The following is a 23,284-nucleotide window of genomic DNA, read 5'->3' on the forward strand; positions in this document are numbered from 1 at the left end:
TAAAACGTAACTCTTCCTTCAGGCGTTACGTCGATGCAACAATGATTGGATACCACTTTTGCCAAACTGAGCTAAGATAAAGGTCAATCCGCCGATTCCTGTAATCAACACACAATAAATCACAGCGTTCGTCTTGCTTTCTAATGAGAGCTGCGTGTGTAATAAAAAGAAAACAGTCACACATACAAGCAACATTAGCGCTGTCGAACGAACCGTTTTAAAGAAGAAGTCTTTGATTTTGTATAACGGCGCAATTTGATATTCATGACACATGTACCAATAACCTCGGATAAATACGTATCCAAATGCCATTCCATTTGACAAACTCATTCCATAACCACCAAATAAAGCTAAGAAAATGACTTGGAAAAAAACTTTTAAAACAATTGCCTGTACTGTTAGCCGAATAGCAAACAAATGGTGATTTAATGATTGCAACATCGTTGATAAAATCGTAAATAATGAAAAGAACAGCGAAGCGAGTAATGCTAATTGGAAATACCCCACGCTTTCAGGATCGTAGCCAAAGAAAAGTGTATACAGCGGTCCTGCTAATAAAGACATTCCCGCAAGTGATGGCAGTAAAATCAAAATAGCGATTGAAAAACTGTCTCCAACTGTTTTTTCAATTTGTTTTCGATTTTCTTTTTTCAAAGTGCTTAATAATGGCAAACTACTGATTGCTACAGTTCCCACCATTGAAATCAAAATCAATGTCAACTTGTTTGGATTGACCGACGCACGACTAAATAAAAACTCCAGTTGTTGATCCGCAATATCTGGCCGGAAAAAATGTAACAATGGTTTCATCGTTACTTGATCAATCATCTGTACGATCGTAATAACTGAGCCGACAAAAATAAATGGGAGTGTCTCACGAATAATCGCGACCGACGCACGACGATTATCCTTTTTAAAATAGCGAGTAGATACCAAGAAATCCTTCAACCTAAAGTAATCTTTCTTTCGTCCCACTACATACATATGGAAAATTGCAGCTAGACCGCCGAAAAACGACGCAACAGTGCTGACTAAGACTGCTTCTAAAATCGTTCCATTCGTTAAAACACGCAAATAATACGTCCCAGCCAAAATAACCAAAACTCGAATTGCTTGTTCAATGATCAATGAAGTTCCATATGGACGCAAGTCATTCTTTCCTTGGAAATAGCCACGCATTGCACTTAACACTGGAATAGCAACTAAGGAAGGACATAAACTGCGAATCGCTAAGATTCCATTGTTCACATTGGCGATTGGACTGATTCCTGCCAGCGCTGGTGCAAATAAATACATCAAAACAGCCGAGGCAATCCCAATGACAAACATGATATTAATCGTACTACGAAAAATCACTCGACTTTCTTGCGCATCTCCTTCTTTTGTTGCGATAGCCACTTTTTTGGCGATTGCGTTAGGAAAACCGACTGTTCCCAGCATCAAGAATAATCCATAAGGTAAATAACCAACATTATAGAGGGTCGTTGCTAACATCCCGTCTTGATTATCCCCCATCATCATTAACCAAGGAATTAAGTACACAACACCTAAAACCTTACACAACAAATTGGCAAACGTTAACCAAAATGTGCCCTGCATCAATTTTTTATTCATCAAATCTTCCTCAACTATATATATTAGGATCTAAACATCTTTTACATTATAGCAAAAAAATAAGAACAAGTAATCCTAGCATTGCTTTTTCATCTCGCGTGCCTATTCTTATGCATAGACAAATTTTGAAAATGCCAAATAACTGTCCACTAAATGATTTTCTAGCTAGACTGATCCAACTATTATGCTATACTTTTCTCATAACGGATTTCATTCGTTATTTAGACAAATCAGTTGGCGGAAAACAGACTGTTTGTCTAGTTCAATATTCTTTGGAGACAGCCAGTGGTCGGTTGTCTCTTTTTTTTTTAACCTTTTATCTTTCAGATCGAATCTATCAAAGCCAACTCTCTTTCATTCGATTACTGAATTAAATGGTATCATTCATTCCGCAACTATCAAGTATGTTAAAGGAACCTTAACACTTTCTCTGCCTGTCACAATCCCAGATGAGAACCGTTATTCAATATAAATTTATTCAACGCTTTTTGCATCACACATTCGATTGGTTTATTTCACAAAAAAGTGTCTGGAACATCAATCAAAAGGATGATGTTCCAGACACTTTTTAAACTACATGGTGTTTCCAAAAGCAATTCTCTTGGAAATAAGCCAAGGCATTCCAAAAATAGTTGAAGCGATTTTCGAATGATTCTTCTTATTTCTCAGAGCTGATTGCTTTTATCTCAACCACTTTTTAAAAAATTATTTTTATTTTAAGATAAGTCTTCACCATTTGTTTCAATTACTTTTTGATACCAATAGAATGATTTTTTGCGACTGCGGTCTAACGTACCATTTCCTTCATCATCACGATCAACATAAATAAAACCGTAACGTTTACTCATCTCACCTGTTCCTGCACTAATCAAGTCAATACAGCCCCAAGGTGTATAACCAATCAAATCTACCCCATCGTCAATCGCTTTATCCATTTCATCGATATGTTGTTTGAAATAGTCAATGCGATAGTCATCATTGATTGCACCGTCCTCTTCTACTTGGTCAAATGCACCCAAGCCATTTTCTACAACCATAAGAGGGACTTCGTAACGAGAATAGATTTGATTCAAAGTGAATCGCAAGCCAACGGGATCAACTTGCCATCCCCAATCGCTCGCTTCCAAATATTCATTTGCGACACCACCAAACAAGTTTCCACCCGTAGTATCTTCACGGTCCTCAAGATTAGCAGCAATACAAGTACTCATGTAATAACTAAATGTATAGTAATCAACAGTCCCTTCTTTTAACAATGCTTGCTCTTCTTCAGTTATCTCTAATTGGATATTATTTTTTTCAAAATAGCGTTTCATATAATAAGGATACGCGCCTTTAACTTGGACATCACCACAGAAATAATTCAAACGATCATTCAACTGTTGCGTTCTTAGTACATCTTCTGGGCGGCATGTCTTAGGATACATTGTAATATACGCCAACATACACCCAATTCTAAACTCTGGATTGATTTTATGTCCGGCAATCACTGCTCTAGCAGATGCTAGAAAAACGTTGTGTAGTGCTTGATATTGTTCTGTTTCTGTATACTCACGGTTAAACAAGCCATTGATTTGCTTACCATGTTCTAATGTCCCAAAATTGATTTCATTGAATGTCAGCCAATACTTCACTTTGTCTTGGTAGCGTTCAAATAAAGTCATTGCGTAGCGTTCATAAAATGCAATTGTTCGTTTATCTAAAAAACCATCATAGCGTTTGCCTAATTGGAACGGTAATTCAAAATGAGAAATCGTCACTAAAGGTTCGATCCCATACTTGTGTAATTCATCAAATAAATCATCGTAAAATTGTAATCCTTCTTCATTTGGCGTTTCTTCATCACCATTTGGAAAAATTCGTGACCAAGCAATCGACAAACGATACACTTTAAAACCCATTTCTGCAAACAAGGCAATATCTTCTTGATAGCGATGATAGTGATCAATACCTGTATGACTTGGATAATAATACTTTTCCTCGTCAATGACTAAGTCGAATGTTCGACGTGTCCCTGCTGTTCGACTACCTGCTCGATTATGATCACTGATTGAATCTCCTTTACCAGCAACATTCCAAGCACCTTCACATTGATTGGCAGCTGTCGCGCCACCCCATAAAAAATTCTTTGGAAAACTCATCGATTTTTCTCCCTCATTTTTGGTTTAATTAGCAAGAATAGCGGTGGAAACCAATGTTCCTTGCTGTACTTCATTTTCATCCGTCATGATAATATCCGCATAATCAGGAGTATTCGTTACAATTATTGGAACTTGTGTACTATAGCCTTCCTCTTCAATCGCCTGAATATCGAAACGAACTAGCTTATCTCCTTTTTTAACCGTGTCACCTTGTTTCACAAATACTTCAAAATGTTTTCCTTCTAATTGGATCGTATCGATACCAATATGAATCAGTAATTCCATGCCATCTTCAGAAATAATTCCAATTGCATGTTTTGTTGGGAACAAAGTCATAATCGTTCCGTCAAAAGGTGCGACAACTTCACCAACAGTCGGCTCAATCACTACACCTTTTCCCATAATTCCTTCTGAAAAAGCAGCATCCTTTGCTTGGCTCAACGGTAAAATATTTCCTGTGATTGGTGAAAAAATTTCTTGTTTTGCTACTTTTTTCTTTTGTACTGCAAATGAACCTTTTGCTTCTTCTTTACTCATCGCAATTGTTGGCTCATCATCTTTAAAGCCAATCGCCCAAGCTAAACCAAAGCCAGCAACTAATGCCACTGCATCTAAAACCATGCTATAAATCGCAAATTTAATATCGCCATCAGGAGAAATAGCACCTGTGTAACGGAAAATTCCTAGTCCACCCATTTGATATGCTTGTAACCCTAAAGCCATAGCCGTCCCACCTGTAAATGCACCAACGACACAAGATGCCCAGAATGGTTTCTTTTTAGGTAAAGTAATCCCATAGATTGCTGGCTCTGTTACACCAAAAATCCCCGAAATGAATGCAGGAACAGATAATTCTTTCAATTTGGCATTTTTTGTTTTTAACAAAACAGCTAAAACTGCTCCAGTTTGAGCAAAGGAAACACTACCACTTGGTGTCAATAAAGCTGTTGGTTGTCCTTGAGACAAAGCAATGATTGCAAATGGAATTAGCGCCCAATGAAGCCCAAACATGACCAGAATTTGCCAAGTAAAACCTAAAATCGCACCAAAGATAATCGGGTTAAAGGTTTGAATTGCAAGTAACCCATTTCCTAATGCTTCTGAAGCTGTGTTCATGATTGGACCAATCACAATAAACATTAAGGGAACGGTAATCAACGCAGTGAAAAACGGTACTAGAAATAGCTTAACAACATCAGGGATGATTTTTCGTAATTGTTTTTCAAGAAATGCGGCAAATGCCGTTGATGCAATGATTGGCATCACACTTGAACCATAACCAGCCGCTGGAAGTGAAAATGGGATACCAAAGAAATTCAAACCACCACTTTCAGCAAATTGACTGGTCAATGAACCATCAATAAATCCGGTGTATACCATACTTGCTGCAATCATCATTCCTAAAAACGGTGATCCACCAAAACGCTTCATTGCCGTGAAACCAATAAAAATCGGTAAAAGTAAAAATAATCCATCTCCCATGGCATTGACTACAGCATAAGTCGGTGTTGCTGCAAACTCTGCACCTAGAGCAAATGACAAGATTGCGGCAACCCCTTTTAACATACCGGCTGCAGATAATGGTGCTAGAATCGGTTGGAAAATACTTGAAATAATATCTACAAATTGATCGAATAAATTCCCTTTTGGCCCTGAATCTGTTTTCTCCTCTAATAATCCTAAAACCGCATCCACATCTTTGCGTACATCAGGAACATGATTGCCAATCACCACTTGGTATTGACCACCTGATTGCATAACCGTTACGACGCCATCCATGTTTTTCAACACATCTGTATTTGCTTTCCCTTCATCTTTTAACTTAAACCGTAAACGCGTAATACAGTTTGTTAATGAATTAACGTTTTCTTTTCCACCAACTTCTTTGACAATATCTTGTGCTAGTTGCTCATATTTTCCCATGATTTTTTCCTCCAAATTTAACTATATTTTTTAATCCAGAGGTCTCGCCAACTAAATGTAACGATCCAATTCTTTTTGCTGTAAGCCAAATTTACCCCTTTCATTTTATTTTAAGAGAAACTCTCTTACTTCGTTTTTTCGATGATTCTTGCAATATGAATAGTGATATACACTTGTTCATCTTTAGAGACTTGATATTTCCAACGTGTTGCCAACAATTCAACTACCTTTTTAGTTGCTTCAAAAGCCTCACGATACTTTTGGCTGACGAGCATAAATAGTTCATTTTCGACTCGTTCTTCGGTTGCTTCCCTTCCTCTTGCATTCAACACTCTCTCCGCAAAAAATCGTAGATGGGTAATGAAACGCTGAAAGTAAATATCGTTTTCCGTAAAGTTGATCTTCAATGTATATTTGATAACCGTTAGAATTTCTTCAATCATTTGTGTAAGGCTGACGGCTGACTCATTCGTGATGTCCAACTCAGCATTTACGATATGTAACGTTAAAAAACCAGACTCGTCATCGGATAGCTCGATACCCATTTTTTCATTGATGAATTGGATACCTCTTCGTGCAATAGCTAATTCCTCTGGGAAAAAATGTTTGATATCCCATAATAGAAAATTCTTCATTTGAATCCCTTTGCCTTCACGCTGGATCGCCGTGTATAAATGATCCGCAAAAGAAATAAAGCTTGTTTCATTAAATTCTTTGTTCAGCTTTTTCTTTGCGTAGTTCAAGATATCAAAAGCAATTATGATCACCTCTTCAGGAATTTCTGAAAGCATTTGTTCCACTCGTAACGACTCACTTTGATTCTTTATTTCAAATACTTTTTCAATACTCCCTGGATCAACCTTAAAACCAGGCTTTTTTTGAAATCCTAAACCATTGCCCATCAAAACGATTTCTTGTCCTTCATCGTTTAAAGCAACTACGACGTTGTTATTCAAAATCCGCAGAATTTTCAATTGACTCCCCCATCTCTTTCAGCCTCACCAATGCATAAAAAAAGACCCAAACGACACCACAAATAAATGTCGTTTAGGTTTAGCTTAACTGAATAATAACTATCCTAAAATAAAATTACCATTTTTAGTAAGCGCTGTCAATCTGATTTTCACAATTTTTTTTACACTTCCGTACGAAAAAACTGACACACTATTTCTTCTGCTACCATTGATAAACCAGAGAGATATTTTTTCATTTTGGCAACAAAAAAAGGGCTTGGACGCATTGATGTCCCACCCTTAACTTCGTTGTTTAAATCATTGATAATAAAAAAACGGCTGCTAAACCAGTTACTACAGATAACGCCATAGATCGCGTTTTATACGCTACACCTGCTACTAAGATCATAGCTAAGATCTTGATATTCCAAGCAAAATCTAAATGCTCATGTGTGATAAAAACATCTTTAAATGCCAACGCAGAGAACAACGCTACTGGAACGTACTTCATCCAATCACTAAACCAGGCAGGAACCTTTCTTTGTGTAAAGTAAAGCATCGGTACCACTCTGGGAATGTAAGCTGCTAGAAATAAACAAGCAACTAATAAAATCAAATAACCTTTACTCATGGTTTTGCGCCTCCTGATCTGGGAAGTTAAACAACGGCTCGTTTACTTGTTCCGCGCGATGTCGTAACTTTTTCTCTTTTTCTTTTTGGAAAGCTTTTTCCAAAAGTAATCCAGCGAAAGAAGCAATCACAGTTGCTACGATCAAGCCAAATGTATTTTGGAATAAAATCATAAAAGCAACCCCTAAGACACCGGAAAAAATACCAGTCAAAATCAATAAACCATTCTTCATTTGCATGATAAACATAAAAATAAACATCGCAGTTAACGCGAAATGAACTAAGTCAGCATCTACTCGAATCACTGAACCAAAAACATTTCCGATCACATTACTTCCTGCCCAAGCGGCCATAGAAAACCAATTGACATACATAGCTTTTTGCTTGTTCCAAGTTGGATCTGTTGAATATTTCAAGTAATTAACTGCATAGTTTTCATCATTTAGTGATTGTGAAAAGACAGCTAAAAATGGACGGCTTTCTTTCTTCATAAACACTGAAAGACTTGAGCCTAACAATGTATAACGTAATTCTAAGAAAAATACCATCAAGATGGTTGTTGCAAATGATGCATGTGTTGCTAACATTGAGGCAACTAAGAATTGCGCACCGCCGGAAAAAACCAAAATTGATAATAAACCGGTCAATAATGGATCAAATCCAACCTTCTGTAACAGAACACCACAGGCTAACCCAACCGGGATATAGCTAAAACAAAGCGGCATCACTGCATGAAAAGACTGAAGCCATGGCGCAGTTTTCTTTCTACTCATTAAAATGTCTCCTTTGATTACAACAAATAAACAGCGGACTCATTGTAACATAATTTCAATAAATTGTAGCCGTTTTATCTAAAAACAATATTAAATTTTTCTCATTTCAGCTTCAATTTATCTTTTTTCTTCATCCAAGCTTATTCACGGTGGTAATTAGGATCATACTTATCGGTTTCAATATAAATATAAATCTTCTTGTCAGGTAAACTTTTTCGGATCATTCGTTCAATATCGTTGACAATTGCATAAGCAAACTCTTCCTTGATGTCCAAAATGTCCACTTTCGCCGCAACCAAAATTTCAGTTGGTCCCATGTGAATTGTTTTAATATCAATTAACCGTTCTATTTCTGGTCGATCAAATGCTTTTTTGATTAACACTAAATCATGCGCAGTCACACTTTCACCAATAATCAGACTATAAAATTCCTTCGCAAGGAAAATAGCGGCACCCATCAATAGGAAACCAATTAACAGACCACTGATTGCGTCAAAAGCAGCAATGCCAGTCACCATAGTTAAAATTGTTCCCACCATAGCTAACACCAAACCAATTACTGCGCAAAAATCCTCTGTGAAAATAATCAAAATTTCGCTATGACGACTTTCACGTAAAAAGGCTAATAGTGATAGATTTTCTGTATTCAATTCTTTGATTTCTTTAAATGCAATCCGTAAAGAACTTCCTTCGATAATAATTCCGAATAACAAGATAACTAAAATAATCATCGGGTTTTCTACTTCGTGTGCAGGATGCAATAGTTTTTCAAAAGCTTCCATGACACCTAGTGCGCCCCCACCAAAAAAGAGCATCATTGCAACAATTGTACTGAAAAAATATTTTGCTCGACCTTCTCCAAACTGATGAAGGTCACTTTGACCAGCTGCAGCACGTTTATTACCAAATAATAGTAGTATTTGATTACTACAATCAACGATACTATGGATACTTTCATTCAACATTGCAGCACTTCCACTAATCGCATAACCAATAAATTTACTGATCGCAACTAAAATATTGGCACCCAATGCTGCTAAGACAGAAAACATGCCACTTTTTTTTAAATTTTCCACCTATGTTCCTCTTTTCTATAGATTCATTTTCCTTTGAGTCTACTCTTAGATTTTTGCTAAATTAAAGACAATTTTTTGTCCCGGTTTCAATTCGATTTCAGCGGCACCTTTAGTAGCAGATTCGCCATCGATCGTAAACAACCAATACTTCTGTTGCGTTTGATCCTGTTTGTATCCTTCAATTTCGGTAATAAATCCTTTTTCTTCTTCAACTTTAAAAGTTTTTTGTAAAACTTCTAAAAGATTTTCGCCTGTTTCAAAAGTAACTTTCTGATTAGCGAATTCTTTCCCATTTTCTTGAAGAAGGATTGTTGCTTCTTGCCGTTGCACACTGGCGCTCAGTTGACTACTAGTTGTTTTTTCTATAGTGCTGCATCCACCTAATATTCCCAGACCTACAAGAACGACAACCAAACTATAAATAATCTTTTTCATTTTTTCCCCCAAATCGTTTTACTAGTCGCTGTACGATAGGAAAGAAAAGGACATAAAAAACGAAATTTCCTATTGCATGCGACGCATCAAATGAAATACCTTGTAGATAATAAACGAAAGGCTGAGGTAACTGATACAATACCGTATCAAAAATCGCCATTAGTCCTCCATAAATAAAACCTGCTAAAAAAAAGAAAATACCCTTCAACCAACCACTTGTTCTGAAATAACTCGACTGTCTACATAAAGTAAACAACAAGAAAATTCCCCCATAGCTAAGCCATTGACCTATTACCCACGGGCCTATGCCAAAATAAAAACTGCTGATTACTAGCGACAAACTCATGACAATCAATCCATCAACCATTCCCAAGTAAAAAACGACCATTAACAAGATTGCCGTCATAGGTTGGAAATTGGGAATAAATTGAAAAGCTACTCTACCTGCTACGCAAGCAGCACTGAGCATACTCAACTGTGCAAGTTTTCTGGCACTCATTTTTTCTCCTCTTCAATCTTAAAAATCAACACTTGAAACTGGCACAAACCGCGTGTTCCAGTTTGTGCCAGTTTCATTATTAACAACGTTCCAGTATTCAGACTTTTCGTACCATTAATGGAATTAGAAACTCATAGTTGATAAAGAAATCAATAACCGAACGATGATATTCACCAGAAGAAACAAACAATGCGGTTTGCTCTCCTTCTTTGGATACCGTCAATGATTGGCCTTTATCAAGTAAGACCTCATAAGCATCTTCACCTAATTTTTCCATATCATATTGTGGGTGCTCCATTGCAACGATAAAGATATCATCAAGAACTTGCTCCGTTAATTCGAACTCACTTTGTAAATTCAAACGTAAAACTTTGGTATTATCTAAAAGTGTCTCATTGACAGTGAACCCAAGCTGCCGAGCATGTTCCAATAATTGATTCAATTTATGATTAAAAATCGTCATTTGTCCGACTGAAAAGACACGCTCAACTGACCAATAACGAATAAGTGCTAAAACTTGGTCATCTTTCACGTCAATCGTCATTGTTTCTGGAGAAACTTTCAAGAGGTTGATCGCATCCACTTGATAACGTTCATCAATCGTTGGCAGTGCAAAAGAAAAAATCAAGTTGTCTGAATCATCTAACGCGTAATTAATTGAAAAATGACGTGTTTCCCATGTATCATAGGTTGTTCTTGACAATTCTAGACCAATGTCATTTAAAGGTTTCAAAAGCTCATAGGCAAAGTATTCAACCAAACTCGTTCGAGCAATCGGCGAAATTGGCTCATCAGCTAAAATATATTGTTGATACGCACCTAGCAACTCCGAAAATCCAGATTCAATGAATGCTTTACGCATTCTTAAATCAGCAAGCTGTACTTCAGCTTCATGAATCATTTGAACGATTTCTTGGTGGTCTTGTTCTTTTCCACTTAAGTAAGACTGATTATCAGCTAACGCTTGTTCTTTTTTTGCAAGCGTTGTGTCAGCGGTCATTTGAGGAACGATTTTTTCTTTTTCATGAATTTTTGTTCCTTCAACTGTGCCTTGCTCCTCTTCAGAATCTGATTCTGTTAAAAGCTCAGTCGTTGTTTCAGCAAGGACTGTTTCTTCCGTTGGATCAACTGTTGCTTCTTCGTTCTCGATTTCTGAAGGTTCGACTACCTTTTCTGCTTCTTCTTTTTCGTACTCACTCATTCTTCCAAACCTCCTTCATCAAGGATTGTTGTTTCAGGGTTTTCACTACCAAGGTAATTCATTAAAAACTGATGAATAGCTGGACCAAAGTTTTCTTTCCCACCAAAGTAACGCGTAATTTGGCGCTGTTCTTTTTGTACGATGGCAGCTTTTAGTTGATCTGCTTTTGCTTGTTGCATCATATCTTCTTTTTGTTTTTGAATTTTAGCTGGTTCGTCAATATAAGGTAGCCAACCTAGCTTTTCATTTTCATAAACTTGTTTTTCTTTTACCAATGCTTCAATTTCTTCATCAACTTTTTTTCGGTTTAAGAAACCTTTTGACTCTTCTAAAGCAGCTATCTTTTTATTGTATGCGCCAATTTCTTCATCCAGACGCTCAATTTCTGTTTGTGCAGTAATTACTTTTGCATCCAACTCATTTAGTTCATGGCTATAATCTACTACTTCACCTTGGGCATATTGCTCCCACTCAGCATCAATTTGCGGTAAAACAAAAATTTCCGGCAAACTAGCGTCAATTGCAATCGTTGGACGTTCATGGTAGTAGGTGCCAATTTTGTAATAACTTAAAGTTGGCGATAGTTCATCTACCAATTCCATAAAAGGAAATTGTTGCAGGAAACGATCTTGGATTTTTCTCATAAGTAATTGATCAATTTCATGGTTTTCATTTGAGCTTCGTTTTAACTCATCATTTAAATGACTATTGTATAGTCGATAAATTTCAGGAATATTTTCTTCACGTACAGCTTGTTCAAATGCCTGCAAGTCTCCTAGCAATTGAGATAAGTTTGTACTTGCTTTTTGTTTAATATCATCAAAAGATGACTCATCAGTATGTTTATCCATCTCTACCGTCTCAGGTTCATGATGTTCTTCTGTTAAAGAATCTTTCATATTTTTTACCTCCTTGCTTTCAATTGATAACTTAATAGTACCATTTTCTTCGAAAAATTGTTACAAAATGGGACACGGAAATAACGAGTCGCTCGCTCATTTAGATAAAATCTTAAAAAACAAAAAAACTGTAACAAAGGCGAGAGACCCATGTCACAGCTCTTAAAACAGCGTAAGAGAATGCACACTTGCGGCAACTCTTCTTATCTGCTTTCATCAATCAATGATTGTTTTTTTTGTTAGGCAGTTCGCGGGTTGTGAAATGAATGCGTTGTTGTTCGTCGCGAGTTAGTAATGTTTCTTCATTTAAATATGAAAGTCTAAGTTCGCCTAATTCAGGATTTTCTAGCATCTTTTCATACCCAGTAAAAATCGAACGGATATAATTTTTATAAGTATTTTTCTTTTTTTGTCTTTTTTTCATAGGACACCTTCCTTATCAAAAGTATCATACCAATGAATAGCTTCGTAGACAAGATAGAATCAAAAAATTGACTGAAACTTTTCTGTTTTTTTAATCTAACTATTTCTAGTTAAAATCACTGATTATTTAAAATCAACATGATTCTTTTCTTCAAATTTTCTCACGAAGGTTGACGAATCAGTAAAAAAATGAAAAAATGCTTTAGTACTTAAGGAGGGAATCTAGTGAAAAAAATCGGTTTTGACTCAGAAAAATATATTGAAGAACAATCTACTTATATTTTGGAGCGAGTAAATCACTATGACAAATTATATTTGGAATTTGGTGGAAAATTAGTTGACGACAAGCATGCAAAACGTGTCCTACCTGGTTTTGAAGAGGATGCTAAGATCAAATTGTTGCAAAAATTGAAAGATCAAGCAGAAATTTTGATTTGTGTCTACGCAGGCGATATTGAGCGCAACAAAATCCGTGGTGATTACGGAATCACTTACGATATGGATATTTTGCGTTTGATCGACGAATTACGCGGCTATGGTTTAATGATCAATAGTGTCGTTATCACTCGTTATAACGGCCAACCAGCAACGAAAGTTTTCATCAATAAACTTGAACGTCGTGATATCAAAGTTTACACACATTCAGAAATTGAAGATTACCCTGTTAACGTGGATAAAATTGTATCTGAAGAAGGTTTTGGTAAAAATGCTTATATTGAAACAACAAAACCAATCGTTGTGGTCACCGCACCCGGTCCCGGTAGTGGAAAATTAGCAACTTGTTTGAACCAACTTTACCATGAAAGTCAACAAGGACATGCTGCTGGTTATTCAAAATTTGAAACTTTCCCAGTTTGGAATGTACCACTAAAACATCCATTGAATATTGCTTATGAAGCTGCAACTGTTGACTTAAAAGATGTCAATATGATTGATTCCTTCCATTTTGATGCCTACAACAAAGTAGCGGTTAACTATAATCGTGATGTGGAGACCTTCCCTGTCATCAAACGTATCATTGAAAAAATCACCGGTAAAGAATCTGTTTATTTATCGCCTACTGATATGGGCGTGAATCGTGTCGGTTTTGGCATCACCGATGACGCAGTTGTTCAGGAAGCCTCTAAGCAAGAAATCATTCGTCGCTATTTCCAAACAAAATGTGACTTTAAAAAAGGACAAATTGATGAAGAAGCAGTGAACCGCATTAAATTAATCATGGAAGAAGTTGGACTACGACCTGAAGATCGTAAAGTGGTTACTCCTGCCCATGAATATGCCAAAACAATTCAAAACCCTTCAAAAGATCCAACTGCTGTAATTGCAATTGAACTGCCAGATAATGTAATTATTACTGGACGTACAGGGAAGTTGATGGATGCTTCCGCAGCTGTCATTTTGAATGCTGTAAAACATCTTGCACATATTGCGGATGATATTCCTTTACTTTCACCATTGATCTTAGAAACGATCCAAGGAATGAAGTCACAAGCTTTGCATTCTTCCATTGATAAATTAACGATCAACGAAGTCTTGATTGCTTTATCTATTAGCGCAGTGACAAATCCAATTGCACAAGTTGCTTATGAACAGCTTAGTGAATTAGATGGTGCCCAAGCGCATTCGACAGTTATGATGAACAAAAACGATGAGCAGACGCTGAAACAGTTAGGAATCGATTTAACTTGCGCGCCGGTTTATCCCTCTGAAAATCTTTATTATCAATAATCAATTTTTGAATAAAACGTGTCAAAACCATATTGAACTTTTTTGTTCAATATGGTTTTTTATGCTTGAAGTCCCGCCTCTTTTTAAAAACTTTTTTTAGAATCACATGGTTTTTATGTTGTATCCGCTTCACTCTAAAAAAACAATGAAATTTTAATTGAAAGGTTAGTATTTCGTTATGAAAACAGGTAAAATTAGACGGAATTTTGTTAGGAGTGATTTTTTGAGTTATGTATTAGGAATTGTCGGTTTAATACTAGTTTTAGCGATTGCGTTTTTCATTAGCAATAATAAAAAAGCAATCAAGTTGAAGCCTTTACTTGTTATGTTTGTGCTTCAATTAGTTTTTGGTTTTGTGCTTTTGCGAACTTCTGTGGGTCACGCAGTTGTTTCTGTTGCAGCAAAATTATTTGACCATTTATTAGCCTTCGCCGGTGAAGGTGTCAACTTTGTTTTTGCTGGTGTCGCAAATAAAGGAAGCTTTCCCTTCTTCTTAAATGTTTTGATGCCAATCGTCTTTATTTCAGCAATTATTGGAATTTTACGTTATATCAAAATCTTGCCTTTATTTATGAAAGCAGTTGGTCTTGGGTTAAGCAAAATCAATGGTATGGGGAAATTGGAATCGTATAACGGAGTTGCCTCTGCTATTTTAGGTCAATCTGAAGTATTTATTTCTATAAAAAAAGAACTACCTTTCTTATCTGAAAAACGTTTGTTTACAATGAGCGTTTCCGCAATGTCAACAGTTTCCATGTCGATCGTCGGTTCTTATATGGCCTTGATTGATTCTAAATATGTGATTACTGCGCTTGTTTTAAATTTGCTTGGCGGCTTCATCATGGCTTCGATCGTTAATCCTTATGAACTCGATCCTAAAGAAGACGAGTTGATTATTGAAGAAGATAAAAATCAAACATTTTTCCAAATGCTTGGTGAATATATTTTAGATGGGTTTCACGTTGCAGTGACTGTTGCAGCAATGCTGATTGGTTTTGTTGCTTTGATTGCAATGATCAATGCAATTTTTAACGGATTATTCGGCATTACGTTCCAAGAAATCCTTGGATACGTCTTTGCCCCACTTGCTTTTATCAGTGGGATTCCTTGGAATGAAGCAGTTGATGCTGGAAGTATCATGGCAACAAAATTAGTGACTAATGAATTTGTCGCCATGACTGAACTTTCAACTGGAAACTTTCATTTCACAGAAAGAACCACAGCTATTTTATCTGTTTTCTTAGTTTCATTTGCAAACTTTTCTTCTATTGGAATTATTTCTGGCGCGATGAAAGGATTGAATGAAGAAAAAGGAAACTTGGTCGCAAAGCATGGCTTGAAAATCTTGCTTACTGCAACATTAGTCAGCTTCCTTAGTGCGATTGTAACAGGTTTGTTAATTTAAAAAACAGACAAACAAGATGTATCAAACCAATTTAATTTATCTCATCGTGAAATTAAATTGACTCAAAAGAAAGAGACTGGGAGCAAAACTTTTCCCAGCCTCTTCTTTTCATTTTAAGCATCATTAGGTTATATTAATAACTAATAAGGAGGTAAAATATGACTCATTGTTATGTGATTATTGGTCCATCTGGTTCAGGGAAAACTTCATTAGCTGCTTCCGTTTTTCGTCCAGATCAAAAAATCATTACGCATACCAGCCGCCCAAAGCGCCCTGGCGAACTAAACGAAAAAGATTATTACTTTGTCTCTAAAAAAAAATTCCAAGAAATGATTTCGGATGGTGCATTTGCTGAATGGGATGAATATGCGGGAAATTATTATGGTTCTAGTAAAATGGAAATTGCGAATCGACTAAAAAAAGCTGATTGTTACGCCGTTCTAACAGCCTCGGGATTTTGGCGACTTCATGAACTATTTGGTGACCGTATTCGCCCCATCTTCATTTCAATTTCAAAAGAAACATTACAAAAACGTTTAAAAGAGCGAGGGGATTCACAAACTGAGCGTTCAAAAAGACTGGCACTTTTTGAACGTGACCAAGAAGAACTCCATCACCTAACTAGTATCCCTACCCTTGCAATTATTTCAAATGACAAAACTTTTGAATCAGCTCAGCAGCAACTCGAAAAAATTTTAGAAGAAAATACTTTAAGATAAGTTTTCTCAATCATTTTTTTGTTATTTACTACACAAAAAAGGAATCAGACACACACTCTGATTCCTTTTTTTACTTTTCTTCAAATGACAACATATGAATTCCTTTTAATTAATGATTTCCCCATTAAATCACCAACTGATAAGCCAGCCTCTCCCCATTTTCAAATGGAAATTCAATCATCCCTCGATAATGGAAGCCTGCTGCTAAAATTGTTTTTTTCATTGGCTCATTGGTCGGATACGTGTCGATTCGGATATCCTTGACTCCTTGGATGGCCGAAATTGTTACTAAATGCTTGAGCAAATTTTTTCCTAAGCCTTTTCCTCTAACTGCTGGATCAACTGCCACGCGATGAATAGACAAATAGACGGATGAGACTTCTTCCCACGAACCATCGATTGCTGTATAAACAGGATCAACACCAGAAACTAAAGCTGCTGTACCTACGATTTGTTCGTCATCAATCAACACAAAGCTTTCTTCTTTTTCACGATCCATCACAATCATGTCTTTGGTTGGCCCGTGGCCGTTTTGCCATTGTGGCAAGCCTTGTGCTGCCAAAAATTGTGTCGCTGCTTGAATGATCTCCATCACTTTATCGATGTCTTCAGGTCTTGTTTTTCTAAGGTACATTTTAATTGCCTCCCGTAACTTCCTTTTTTATTGATCTAATTCTTGTAAGCGATTGGTTTGTGTCACTTCTTTCAACCAGTTTGTTGGATGCTCTACTAGCCGACTCATTAGCTCTAAGTGATGTAGTAAGGTCCACTTTTTTAATACCCCTAATCCTGGAAATTTTTGCTTTTTTTCTAGTAACAAAAGCTCGATCATCCCTGAAGTAATCAGTAGTTGGTCTTGATTTCGCCAAACCCAACTTTTCATTTTCGCCGCTGCTTCAAAGAATTTGAGCGCTTGATCTTTTGCAGACTCATTACTATCAGAAATAAAATGTTTCACTCGGATATTCCCGTAAGCATCCACATAGGTTAAATGGATGGCTAATGCACGACTAGGATACCCTTTGTCAAAATAACGACTACCTTCAATTGTAAAATCAGCAAAGCCAACATAACCATCTTCTCGATGAAACAAGTAGTCATCGCTAAAAAAATCATCTGGCTTTTCGGTATAGTGTTCAACATATTTTTTCGTTTGAAAAGAGTCTCGTAAAATAATTTTATTTTCTGGTAACCAAATACGTAAGCGACTCTTATCAGGGATAATGAATTTCGTTTCGCTCTTTGCCAATTTTTTCCAGCTTGCTGGCTCTCTTAAATAGTATTGCCCATCGAAAATCAACCATTCAGGCGGCTTGCTCACAATCTCTTGAAAATTTTGTGGTGTCAAAATCACCCCATGTTGAATGGCACTTTTCTGTGTTTCCGTCCATGAATGTAGATGTTCTTGAAACAGCTTAAATTGGCCTACTTGTGGATTATCGATCAAGATGAGCGGGTGGTTTTTCTTTTGGAAAAGTTCAACAACGTTTTTAAGTGTCGCCGAATCTCTGACTGGTTCAATAATTGGCTGAACTTTAGCAGATAAAACATTACGATTTATCGCTTCTTTCAGGGCTAACAGATCAAATTGTTTTCCACGCAAATAAGGATAATACATAAGATCACTCCAATGGCTCAGTTGGCAAACGCCGAATTTGTTGTTGTTGTCGTAGATACTCATAATCTTGTTGCAGAGCAAGAACCTCTTCTTGTAATTCAGCCACAGCTTGATTGTTCAAGTCTTCCATGAAACGTTCATAATAACGTTCAGTTGAAAATGGATTTTGTTCATCTGAACGGTTTTTTAGTTCTTTATACAATTGTTCAGTCGGAAAATATCTCACTCCACGCTCCATTTGTTTCGCTTTTCGAACTTCTCTGAATAGTGAGGCCATGAAACGGTTAGTCAGTGCCCTTTCTGGTACTGTCAATTCTTTTTTCGTTGCTTTTTTGGCAATTGCAAAGGTTCCTGGTGCAGGCATCTCTTCCGTTGAAACGTAGGGTCGGTAAACAAAAACACCAATTTCTGCTGGAATCTCTGCCTTGACAGCTTCATAGAGTTCTTGAGGTAAAACAAAATAATTATAGTGCCCAATAAATGAAAGCTTTGCTGCCGAACGGAAATCTGCTTTTGTTACTTTTAATTCATAACAGCGCCATTCACGCGTCCCGTCTGCTTTTGTTAAACAGCATAACGTATCAACAATTCCTTGTTCTTCTGGCATCGTTACCTCTTCTACCACGATTCCTCCTTGCTCAAGACAATACTGGTAAAGTGATTGCTCCATATCAATTGTTAAGGATGTTTTCATCTTTCCACCTCCAATGGGAACGTATTTTCGCCTAATCATCTTGTTTATTTTACACAACGCTGATGAAAAATGCCAGTTATTTCTTATCAACTGGCAAATCAAAAAAAGAGTGCGACAGCAACTGCCACACTCCCCATGAGCTTTTCATTTACCATACCTGATTATCGAACAGCTACTGCCATCTTAGTGACATTAAAGGCATTTTCATAGGTACTCGCATTGATCCACTTTGCCCCAAATACTGGATCGACTACGTGGTACGCACCATCTTTAAATCCATCAACTAATACCACGTGCCCATTCCAGACAGCTCGTCCCCAAGGCATTTGTTTAAACTGTGGTGACGCATAATTATAAGTGATCCAAGTCACAACAGGATTGCCATTTCTGATTTCATTTTTCATTCCATTTGTTCCTTGACCAGTAATATTCACCGCATTTCCACCAACTTTTTTTGCCCATTGAACAACTGGATCAGCCATCATTCCTTGATACGTGCCAGAAACATTGTGGCGCCATTCACCTGAATAACCATGATAGGGGTTATTGTCGTTTGCGCGTGGCATTGAATTAACAAATGTCAGCAACTCTTGATTCGTTACGCCTTTGTAACGCAACGCTTGTAGCAATGAAGCCCCTTCGCACAGCATGGTGTTTCCTTGCCAAACAACTGGCACATTCAATACTTTTTCATTGCTTGGAGCTGGTGCTGGTGCACTACCGGGGCTCGCATACCAACCTGTTCCCTCGATTTTCCAACCTTGTTTACTAATAATGCTCGTTTCATTTTGATCCAATGTGTAATGGTGCCAATTCACTTTTTTACTATATAAACGAGTCACAGGAACACCGCCACTGCCTTTATAGGAATAGAAAGCAATGCCTTCATACGTCCAACCAGTATGGGAAATCTTATCTCTTTCGCCTGCGTCAATCGTGTAGAAGTGTTCCCCATTGTAGCGATTGTATAAGCGATAAACTGGTGAACCACTTGTTGGTGCTTGCCACGCAACACCTTCATAATTCCAACCAACACGTTTTAAATTATCTCTTTCGCCAGTGCTACGCGTATACAAATGCTCCCCACTGTATTTATTAAACAGGCGATACATGGGAATGCTACCTACACTAGTTGTTGCTATTTCTTCTGCTTGTATGCATTCTGTTTGTAACCCGATTACTAAAAATAAGCCCAATCCTAACAATGTGACTCCTCTTTTTTTCACGTTTATCCCTCAGTTCATTCAATTATTTGTACAAAAAATTGTAGCATGAAATATTGCATGACAAAATTTCATTCAAAAAAACTCTTTTTTTCTCATTCTTGCATAATACTTGTACTAAAGATGACTCCTATCAATAAAATTATCTAATAGGAAGAATGAAATAGCAATTAAAAAAAAGCTAGGATTATTTTCTATCCTAACTTTCTTTATTATCTATTCACTTTCATTGGATTAAACGATTCGCATAATGCTTTTCCAATAGTTGCTGGACTTTCTCGATCCCAATACAAATCAACCAATAAACCAAAGCAACTAAAATATACAACGAAAAATAGTCAAATGTCCGACCACCAATGATTTTTGCTTTTTGAAAAATTTCTGGAACGGTAATCGTCGCTGCCAAAGAAGTCCCTTTTACCAAATCCATTGCCACGTTACTTAGTGCAGGGATAGAAATGCGAAAAGCTTGTGGCAGTATGATGTAGCGTAAAACCCCTAAAAAAGAAAAACCACCCGCCAAGCCAGCATCCCATTGTCCTTGAGGCACGCCAGCTAACGAGCCACGATAAATTTCTCCAAGAAAAGCACTACTTGTAATCGTAAAACAAATGATTGATGCAGCCACTGCACTCAGTTGATAAGGTAAGCCGAAATACAATAAAAAGAGTAACACTAACGCAGGAACTCCTCGAAAAAAAGAAAGATAAAAACGAACGAACCAGCGAATAGGTCGCCAGCGAACGAGCCCAAGTATTGTTAATACGATCCCAATGACATTTCCTAATAAGAAAGAAAGAACCCCGATACCTAACGTATATGTTAACCCTTGTAAAACAAAGGGAATGGACTGCCACATTAGAAGAAAATCAATTGTGGGAAAATACATTAGTCACTCACCGTCTCAGCGATTTCTTCTTTTGGTTTCACTGATACATCTGTTTGGAAATAGCCTTCCGAAATTTTTTTCAATGTACCATCATCTTTCATTTCTTTAAGTGTTTTGTTCACTTTTTCTTCTAAAGCATCATGCCCTTTTTTAAACAAAAAACCACTACTGTTCGCATTGAAATACACGTTCTCCAAAATCTTAACTGGAATATCCGGCAAAGCAGCTACAGACATCTTTTGTAAATAGTAATCATTTAAGATCACATCAGTGCGTCCATTTGCAACATCTGTTAGATATTGATCATTTGTCGCATTATCATAGGTAACTAATTCTGCGCCATACTTTTCCGCTAATTTCATATAACTAGTGTTAGGTTCGCCAGCAGCTTTCTTGCCTTTTAAATCTTCTAAAGAAGCAATCCCAGAATCATCTTTTTGACGCACAATCATGCTGTCAAAAGAGTATTTGATTGGATCAGATAAAGAGAATTTTTTTTCACGTTCTTTTGTGATACCAAAATCATTCGCCGCAAAGTCAACTGATTGCTTAGATACAGCAGTGATTTGACCATCAACATTATACTCTTTAAATGAAATATCAACGCCTAAACGTTTAGCTACTTCTTTTGCTACATCAACATCATAACCAACTAATTGATTATCATCGTTATAATAAGATGCTGGAAACAATGTTCCTGAAGTTGCAACAACCATCTCTTTCTTGTCTTCTACTTGTTTTAAGCTATTATCTTCTACTGTTTTAGAACTTCCTTGCCCACAAGCTGTTAAAGCGAATAAACCACTAACTACAATAATTGCAAAAACTGACTTTTTCATTTTTTCCTCCTACTAATCACACACTATTGAACATTTTTCGGCAAATAAAATTTTTGATTTTCTTCAAATAACTTTCCTATTGTAAATAAAAGATCTTCACGACCTCTAGCTGCCATAAACTGAATTCCTAACGGCAATCCTTCAACCGTTAGATGTGTTGGCAAACTAATAGCTGGCTGTCCAGTCAAATTCGCTAGCTGAGTATACGGAGTAATTTGCAAACTTTCCTCAAACATTTCCGTAACAATCTCAAAAGCTTGTTTCTCTGACAGTTCAGAGACTTGACTCATTTTCTCGCGAATCACGTCACTTTGTAAATCTCTGGCTATTTCTGGAGCTGAGAAAGCGGTCGTTGGTGAAAGAAACAGATCATAGTTTTGGAATAGTTCTTCCATTGTTACCGCTGCGCGATCCCAAACATGCAACGATTCGATGTAAGTAGCTGCAGCAATTTTTTTCCCATACTCTAATAGCGTCCACGAAATTGGTTCCAATTCTTCCTGTCTGACAGAACGCTTCAGATTTTCCTCAATCGAAGTAATCATTGCCGCAGTTTCAGCAGCATTCATTTGATAATACGAACTGATCAAGTGGCGACCATCCAAAGGATAAGTAATTTCTACTACGTCATGACCTTTCTCAACTAAAAAATCAACCGCATTTTTTACCGCTTGTTTTGCTTCTTCACTAATTTTTGAACCAATCGGTGAAGCAGAACAGACTGCTATTCGTAATGTTTTTTTATCTGGATGGGTTTGCCATTCTGCTGGTGATGCTTGATAAGGCGCACCTGAAGCTGTTCCACGTAATCCATAAAACAAGGCTTCTGTATCTCGCATCGAAATCGTTAAGCCAAAGTCAATTGCAGCACCTTGCCAGCCACGCCATGCGTAGGGTCCCACAGGCATCGTTCCCCTTGAAGGTTTCAAACCAATCAGACCACAAAACGAAGCTGGGATTCGAATAGACCCTCCACCATCACTTGCTCCCGCCATAGGAACAATACCAGCTGCGACAGCCGCCGCTGCACCACCACTTGAACCACCAGGTGAATGAGCAACATTCCACGGATTTTTTGCTGGACCATAAAGTACAGGATCTGTAATATTTTTGAATCCAAATTCGGGTGAATTTGTTTGTCCAAGTGGCAACAAACCAAGCGATTCAATTTGTCGAACATAGTTTGAATTCATTGAAGCACGATGATCTTTGAACAAAATAGAACCTGATGTTGCTAACCAACCTTTTTTCTCCTGCCCTAACATTTTTAACGGAAAAGGCACTCCCGCCAACAACGAATCAGTTTTTTTTGAAGGCAAATCAGTAGTGGCAAATGTCACAAAAGCATTCAATTCAGGATTTAATTTTTTGGCCTTTTTCGCTGTTTCCTCAAGAAACTCTTGTTGACTGAATTGCTTCTCTTTCAATGCCTGAGATAGATAGACCGCATCTTTCATTTTAGACCCTCCTTTTTTTCCAAATCATTCTCCCATAAGTTTCTATACAAAACAATGAATACGCTTGCACATTTATACACAAACTTTTAAACAATAAAAAAGTTGGACGTCACTTTTATCTGCGACTAAGCCCAACTTTTATTCG

22 protein-coding genes are annotated in these 23,284 nt (G+C 37.1%); 3 read left to right on the forward strand and 19 right to left on the reverse strand.

Annotated features, from left to right (window positions below):
- Window positions 1-18: 18 nt before the first annotated feature.
- The 12 genes from AC4BC3_RS06545 to AC4BC3_RS06600 form a co-directional block, all read right to left on the reverse strand.
- Complete coding sequence (locus AC4BC3_RS06545) at window positions 19-1,614, reverse strand: polysaccharide biosynthesis protein (protein ID WP_206907972.1); 1,596 nt, start codon at window positions 1,612-1,614, stop codon at window positions 19-21.
- 716 nt (window positions 1,615-2,330) lie between these two features.
- Window positions 2,331-3,755, reverse strand: a complete 1,425-nt coding sequence (locus tag AC4BC3_RS06550) for a glycoside hydrolase family 1 protein (protein ID WP_490466089.1) — start codon at window positions 3,753-3,755, stop codon at window positions 2,331-2,333.
- Window positions 3,756-3,779: 24 nt separating this feature from the next.
- On the reverse strand, window positions 3,780-5,678 hold the full coding sequence (locus AC4BC3_RS06555) for a beta-glucoside-specific PTS transporter subunit IIABC (protein WP_490466090.1): 1,899 nt from the start codon (window positions 5,676-5,678) through the stop codon (window positions 3,780-3,782).
- 125 nt (window positions 5,679-5,803) lie between these two features.
- A complete protein-coding gene (licT, locus tag AC4BC3_RS06560; RefSeq protein ID WP_206907987.1) occupies window positions 5,804-6,652 on the reverse strand; it encodes a BglG family transcription antiterminator LicT in 849 nt (282 codons plus the stop codon).
- Between the two features lie 292 nt (window positions 6,653-6,944).
- Window positions 6,945-7,262 carry an AzlD domain-containing protein gene (locus tag AC4BC3_RS06565; RefSeq protein ID WP_206898002.1) on the reverse strand — a complete coding sequence of 106 codons (318 nt, stop codon included), beginning with the start codon at window positions 7,260-7,262 and terminating at the stop codon, window positions 6,945-6,947.
- Window positions 7,255-8,034 carry an AzlC family ABC transporter permease gene (locus AC4BC3_RS06570; protein WP_206907989.1) on the reverse strand — a complete coding sequence of 260 codons (780 nt, stop codon included), beginning with the start codon at window positions 8,032-8,034 and terminating at the stop codon, window positions 7,255-7,257. The genes AC4BC3_RS06565 and AC4BC3_RS06570 overlap by 8 nt, the downstream gene beginning before the upstream one ends.
- Window positions 8,035-8,174: 140 nt before the next feature.
- The gene (locus AC4BC3_RS06575; protein WP_490466091.1) at window positions 8,175-9,110 is read right to left on the reverse strand and encodes a cation diffusion facilitator family transporter; all 936 of its coding nucleotides are present in this window, start codon (window positions 9,108-9,110) and stop codon (window positions 8,175-8,177) included.
- A gap of 45 nt (window positions 9,111-9,155) precedes the next feature.
- Window positions 9,156-9,545 carry a DUF4430 domain-containing protein gene (locus AC4BC3_RS06580; RefSeq protein WP_490466092.1) on the reverse strand — a complete coding sequence of 130 codons (390 nt, stop codon included), beginning with the start codon at window positions 9,543-9,545 and terminating at the stop codon, window positions 9,156-9,158.
- Complete coding sequence (locus AC4BC3_RS06585; RefSeq protein ID WP_490466093.1) at window positions 9,526-10,044, reverse strand: hypothetical protein; 519 nt, start codon at window positions 10,042-10,044, stop codon at window positions 9,526-9,528. The genes AC4BC3_RS06580 and AC4BC3_RS06585 overlap by 20 nt, the downstream gene beginning before the upstream one ends.
- A 97-nt stretch (window positions 10,045-10,141) precedes the next feature.
- On the reverse strand, window positions 10,142-11,245 hold the full coding sequence (locus tag AC4BC3_RS06590) for a hypothetical protein (protein ID WP_490466094.1): 1,104 nt from the start codon (window positions 11,243-11,245) through the stop codon (window positions 10,142-10,144).
- On the reverse strand, window positions 11,242-12,144 hold the full coding sequence (locus tag AC4BC3_RS06595) for a viral A-type inclusion protein (RefSeq protein WP_206908001.1): 903 nt from the start codon (window positions 12,142-12,144) through the stop codon (window positions 11,242-11,244). The genes AC4BC3_RS06590 and AC4BC3_RS06595 overlap by 4 nt, the downstream gene beginning before the upstream one ends.
- A 220-nt stretch (window positions 12,145-12,364) precedes the next feature.
- Window positions 12,365-12,568 (reverse strand): hypothetical protein, encoded by a 204-nt coding sequence (locus AC4BC3_RS06600; protein WP_490466095.1) that lies wholly within the window; start codon window positions 12,566-12,568, stop codon window positions 12,365-12,367.
- A 224-nt stretch (window positions 12,569-12,792) separates the two neighbouring features.
- Here AC4BC3_RS06600 and AC4BC3_RS06605 point away from each other — a divergent pair, with 224 nt between their 5' ends.
- The 3 genes from AC4BC3_RS06605 to AC4BC3_RS06615 all read left to right on the forward strand — a co-directional run bounded on the left by AC4BC3_RS06605 (window position 12,793) and on the right by AC4BC3_RS06615 (window position 16,419).
- Complete coding sequence (locus AC4BC3_RS06605) at window positions 12,793-14,295, forward strand: DUF1846 domain-containing protein (protein WP_206908004.1); 1,503 nt, start codon at window positions 12,793-12,795, stop codon at window positions 14,293-14,295.
- A 223-nt stretch (window positions 14,296-14,518) separates the two neighbouring features.
- The gene (locus AC4BC3_RS06610; protein ID WP_206908006.1) at window positions 14,519-15,700 is read left to right on the forward strand and encodes a NupC/NupG family nucleoside CNT transporter; all 1,182 of its coding nucleotides are present in this window, start codon (window positions 14,519-14,521) and stop codon (window positions 15,698-15,700) included.
- 158 nt (window positions 15,701-15,858) lie between these two features.
- On the forward strand, window positions 15,859-16,419 hold the full coding sequence (locus AC4BC3_RS06615) for a guanylate kinase (protein ID WP_490466096.1): 561 nt from the start codon (window positions 15,859-15,861) through the stop codon (window positions 16,417-16,419).
- A gap of 124 nt (window positions 16,420-16,543) precedes the next feature.
- Here AC4BC3_RS06615 and AC4BC3_RS06620 read toward each other — a convergent pair whose 3' ends face one another.
- The 7 genes from AC4BC3_RS06620 to AC4BC3_RS06650 form a co-directional block, all read right to left on the reverse strand.
- Entirely contained in the window at window positions 16,544-17,053 is a 510-nt protein-coding gene (locus AC4BC3_RS06620) for a GNAT family N-acetyltransferase (protein ID WP_490466097.1), read from the reverse strand.
- Window positions 17,054-17,080: 27 nt separating this feature from the next.
- Window positions 17,081-18,037, reverse strand: coding sequence for a sce7725 family protein (locus tag AC4BC3_RS06625; protein WP_490466098.1), 957 nt, complete (start codon window positions 18,035-18,037; stop codon window positions 17,081-17,083).
- 4 nt (window positions 18,038-18,041) lie between these two features.
- The gene (locus AC4BC3_RS06630; protein ID WP_490466099.1) at window positions 18,042-18,731 is read right to left on the reverse strand and encodes a hypothetical protein; all 690 of its coding nucleotides are present in this window, start codon (window positions 18,729-18,731) and stop codon (window positions 18,042-18,044) included.
- A 161-nt stretch (window positions 18,732-18,892) separates the two neighbouring features.
- Window positions 18,893-19,957 (reverse strand): C39 family peptidase, encoded by a 1,065-nt coding sequence (locus AC4BC3_RS06635; RefSeq protein WP_490466100.1) that lies wholly within the window; start codon window positions 19,955-19,957, stop codon window positions 18,893-18,895.
- A gap of 223 nt (window positions 19,958-20,180) precedes the next feature.
- Complete coding sequence (locus AC4BC3_RS06640; RefSeq protein ID WP_206908016.1) at window positions 20,181-20,843, reverse strand: amino acid ABC transporter permease; 663 nt, start codon at window positions 20,841-20,843, stop codon at window positions 20,181-20,183.
- Entirely contained in the window at window positions 20,843-21,682 is an 840-nt protein-coding gene (locus AC4BC3_RS06645; protein ID WP_206908018.1) for a transporter substrate-binding domain-containing protein, read from the reverse strand. Before AC4BC3_RS06645 ends, AC4BC3_RS06640 begins: the two co-directional genes overlap by 1 nt.
- Before the next feature lie 23 nt (window positions 21,683-21,705).
- Window positions 21,706-23,139 carry an amidase gene (locus AC4BC3_RS06650; RefSeq protein WP_206908020.1) on the reverse strand — a complete coding sequence of 478 codons (1,434 nt, stop codon included), beginning with the start codon at window positions 23,137-23,139 and terminating at the stop codon, window positions 21,706-21,708.
- Window positions 23,140-23,284: the final 145 nt, after the last annotated feature.

This window comes from Enterococcus sp. AAFC-DPL-6103 (assembly GCF_058216595.1).

Bases quoted from the DNA above. Each gene is read 5' to 3' on its own strand.
- AC4BC3_RS06615 (WP_490466096.1), top strand. From the start codon at position 15,859: ATGACTCATTGTTATGTGATTATTGGTCCATCTGGTTCAGGGAAAACT.
- AC4BC3_RS06565 (WP_206898002.1), bottom strand. From the start codon at position 7,262: ATGAGTAAAGGTTATTTGATTTTATTAGTTGCTTGTTTATTTCTAGCA.
- AC4BC3_RS06570 (WP_206907989.1), bottom strand. From the start codon at position 8,034: ATGAGTAGAAAGAAAACTGCGCCATGGCTTCAGTCTTTTCATGCAGTG.
- AC4BC3_RS06600 (WP_490466095.1), bottom strand. From the start codon at position 12,568: ATGAAAAAAAGACAAAAAAAGAAAAATACTTATAAAAATTATATCCGT.
- AC4BC3_RS06595 (WP_206908001.1), bottom strand. From the start codon at position 12,144: ATGAAAGATTCTTTAACAGAAGAACATCATGAACCTGAGACGGTAGAG.
- AC4BC3_RS06640 (WP_206908016.1), bottom strand. From the start codon at position 20,843: ATGTATTTTCCCACAATTGATTTTCTTCTAATGTGGCAGTCCATTCCC.
- AC4BC3_RS06550 (WP_490466089.1), bottom strand. From the start codon at position 3,755: ATGAGTTTTCCAAAGAATTTTTTATGGGGTGGCGCGACAGCTGCCAAT.
- AC4BC3_RS06585 (WP_490466093.1), bottom strand. From the start codon at position 10,044: ATGAGTGCCAGAAAACTTGCACAGTTGAGTATGCTCAGTGCTGCTTGC.
- AC4BC3_RS06645 (WP_206908018.1), bottom strand. From the start codon at position 21,682: ATGAAAAAGTCAGTTTTTGCAATTATTGTAGTTAGTGGTTTATTCGCT.
- AC4BC3_RS06545 (WP_206907972.1), bottom strand. From the start codon at position 1,614: ATGAATAAAAAATTGATGCAGGGCACATTTTGGTTAACGTTTGCCAAT.
- AC4BC3_RS06650 (WP_206908020.1), bottom strand. From the start codon at position 23,139: ATGAAAGATGCGGTCTATCTATCTCAGGCATTGAAAGAGAAGCAATTC.
- AC4BC3_RS06630 (WP_490466099.1), bottom strand. From the start codon at position 18,731: ATGAAAACATCCTTAACAATTGATATGGAGCAATCACTTTACCAGTAT.
- AC4BC3_RS06625 (WP_490466098.1), bottom strand. From the start codon at position 18,037: ATGTATTATCCTTATTTGCGTGGAAAACAATTTGATCTGTTAGCCCTG.
- AC4BC3_RS06555 (WP_490466090.1), bottom strand. From the start codon at position 5,678: ATGGGAAAATATGAGCAACTAGCACAAGATATTGTCAAAGAAGTTGGT.
- AC4BC3_RS06620 (WP_490466097.1), bottom strand. From the start codon at position 17,053: ATGTACCTTAGAAAAACAAGACCTGAAGACATCGATAAAGTGATGGAG.
- AC4BC3_RS06590 (WP_490466094.1), bottom strand. From the start codon at position 11,245: ATGAGTGAGTACGAAAAAGAAGAAGCAGAAAAGGTAGTCGAACCTTCA.
- AC4BC3_RS06580 (WP_490466092.1), bottom strand. From the start codon at position 9,545: ATGAAAAAGATTATTTATAGTTTGGTTGTCGTTCTTGTAGGTCTGGGA.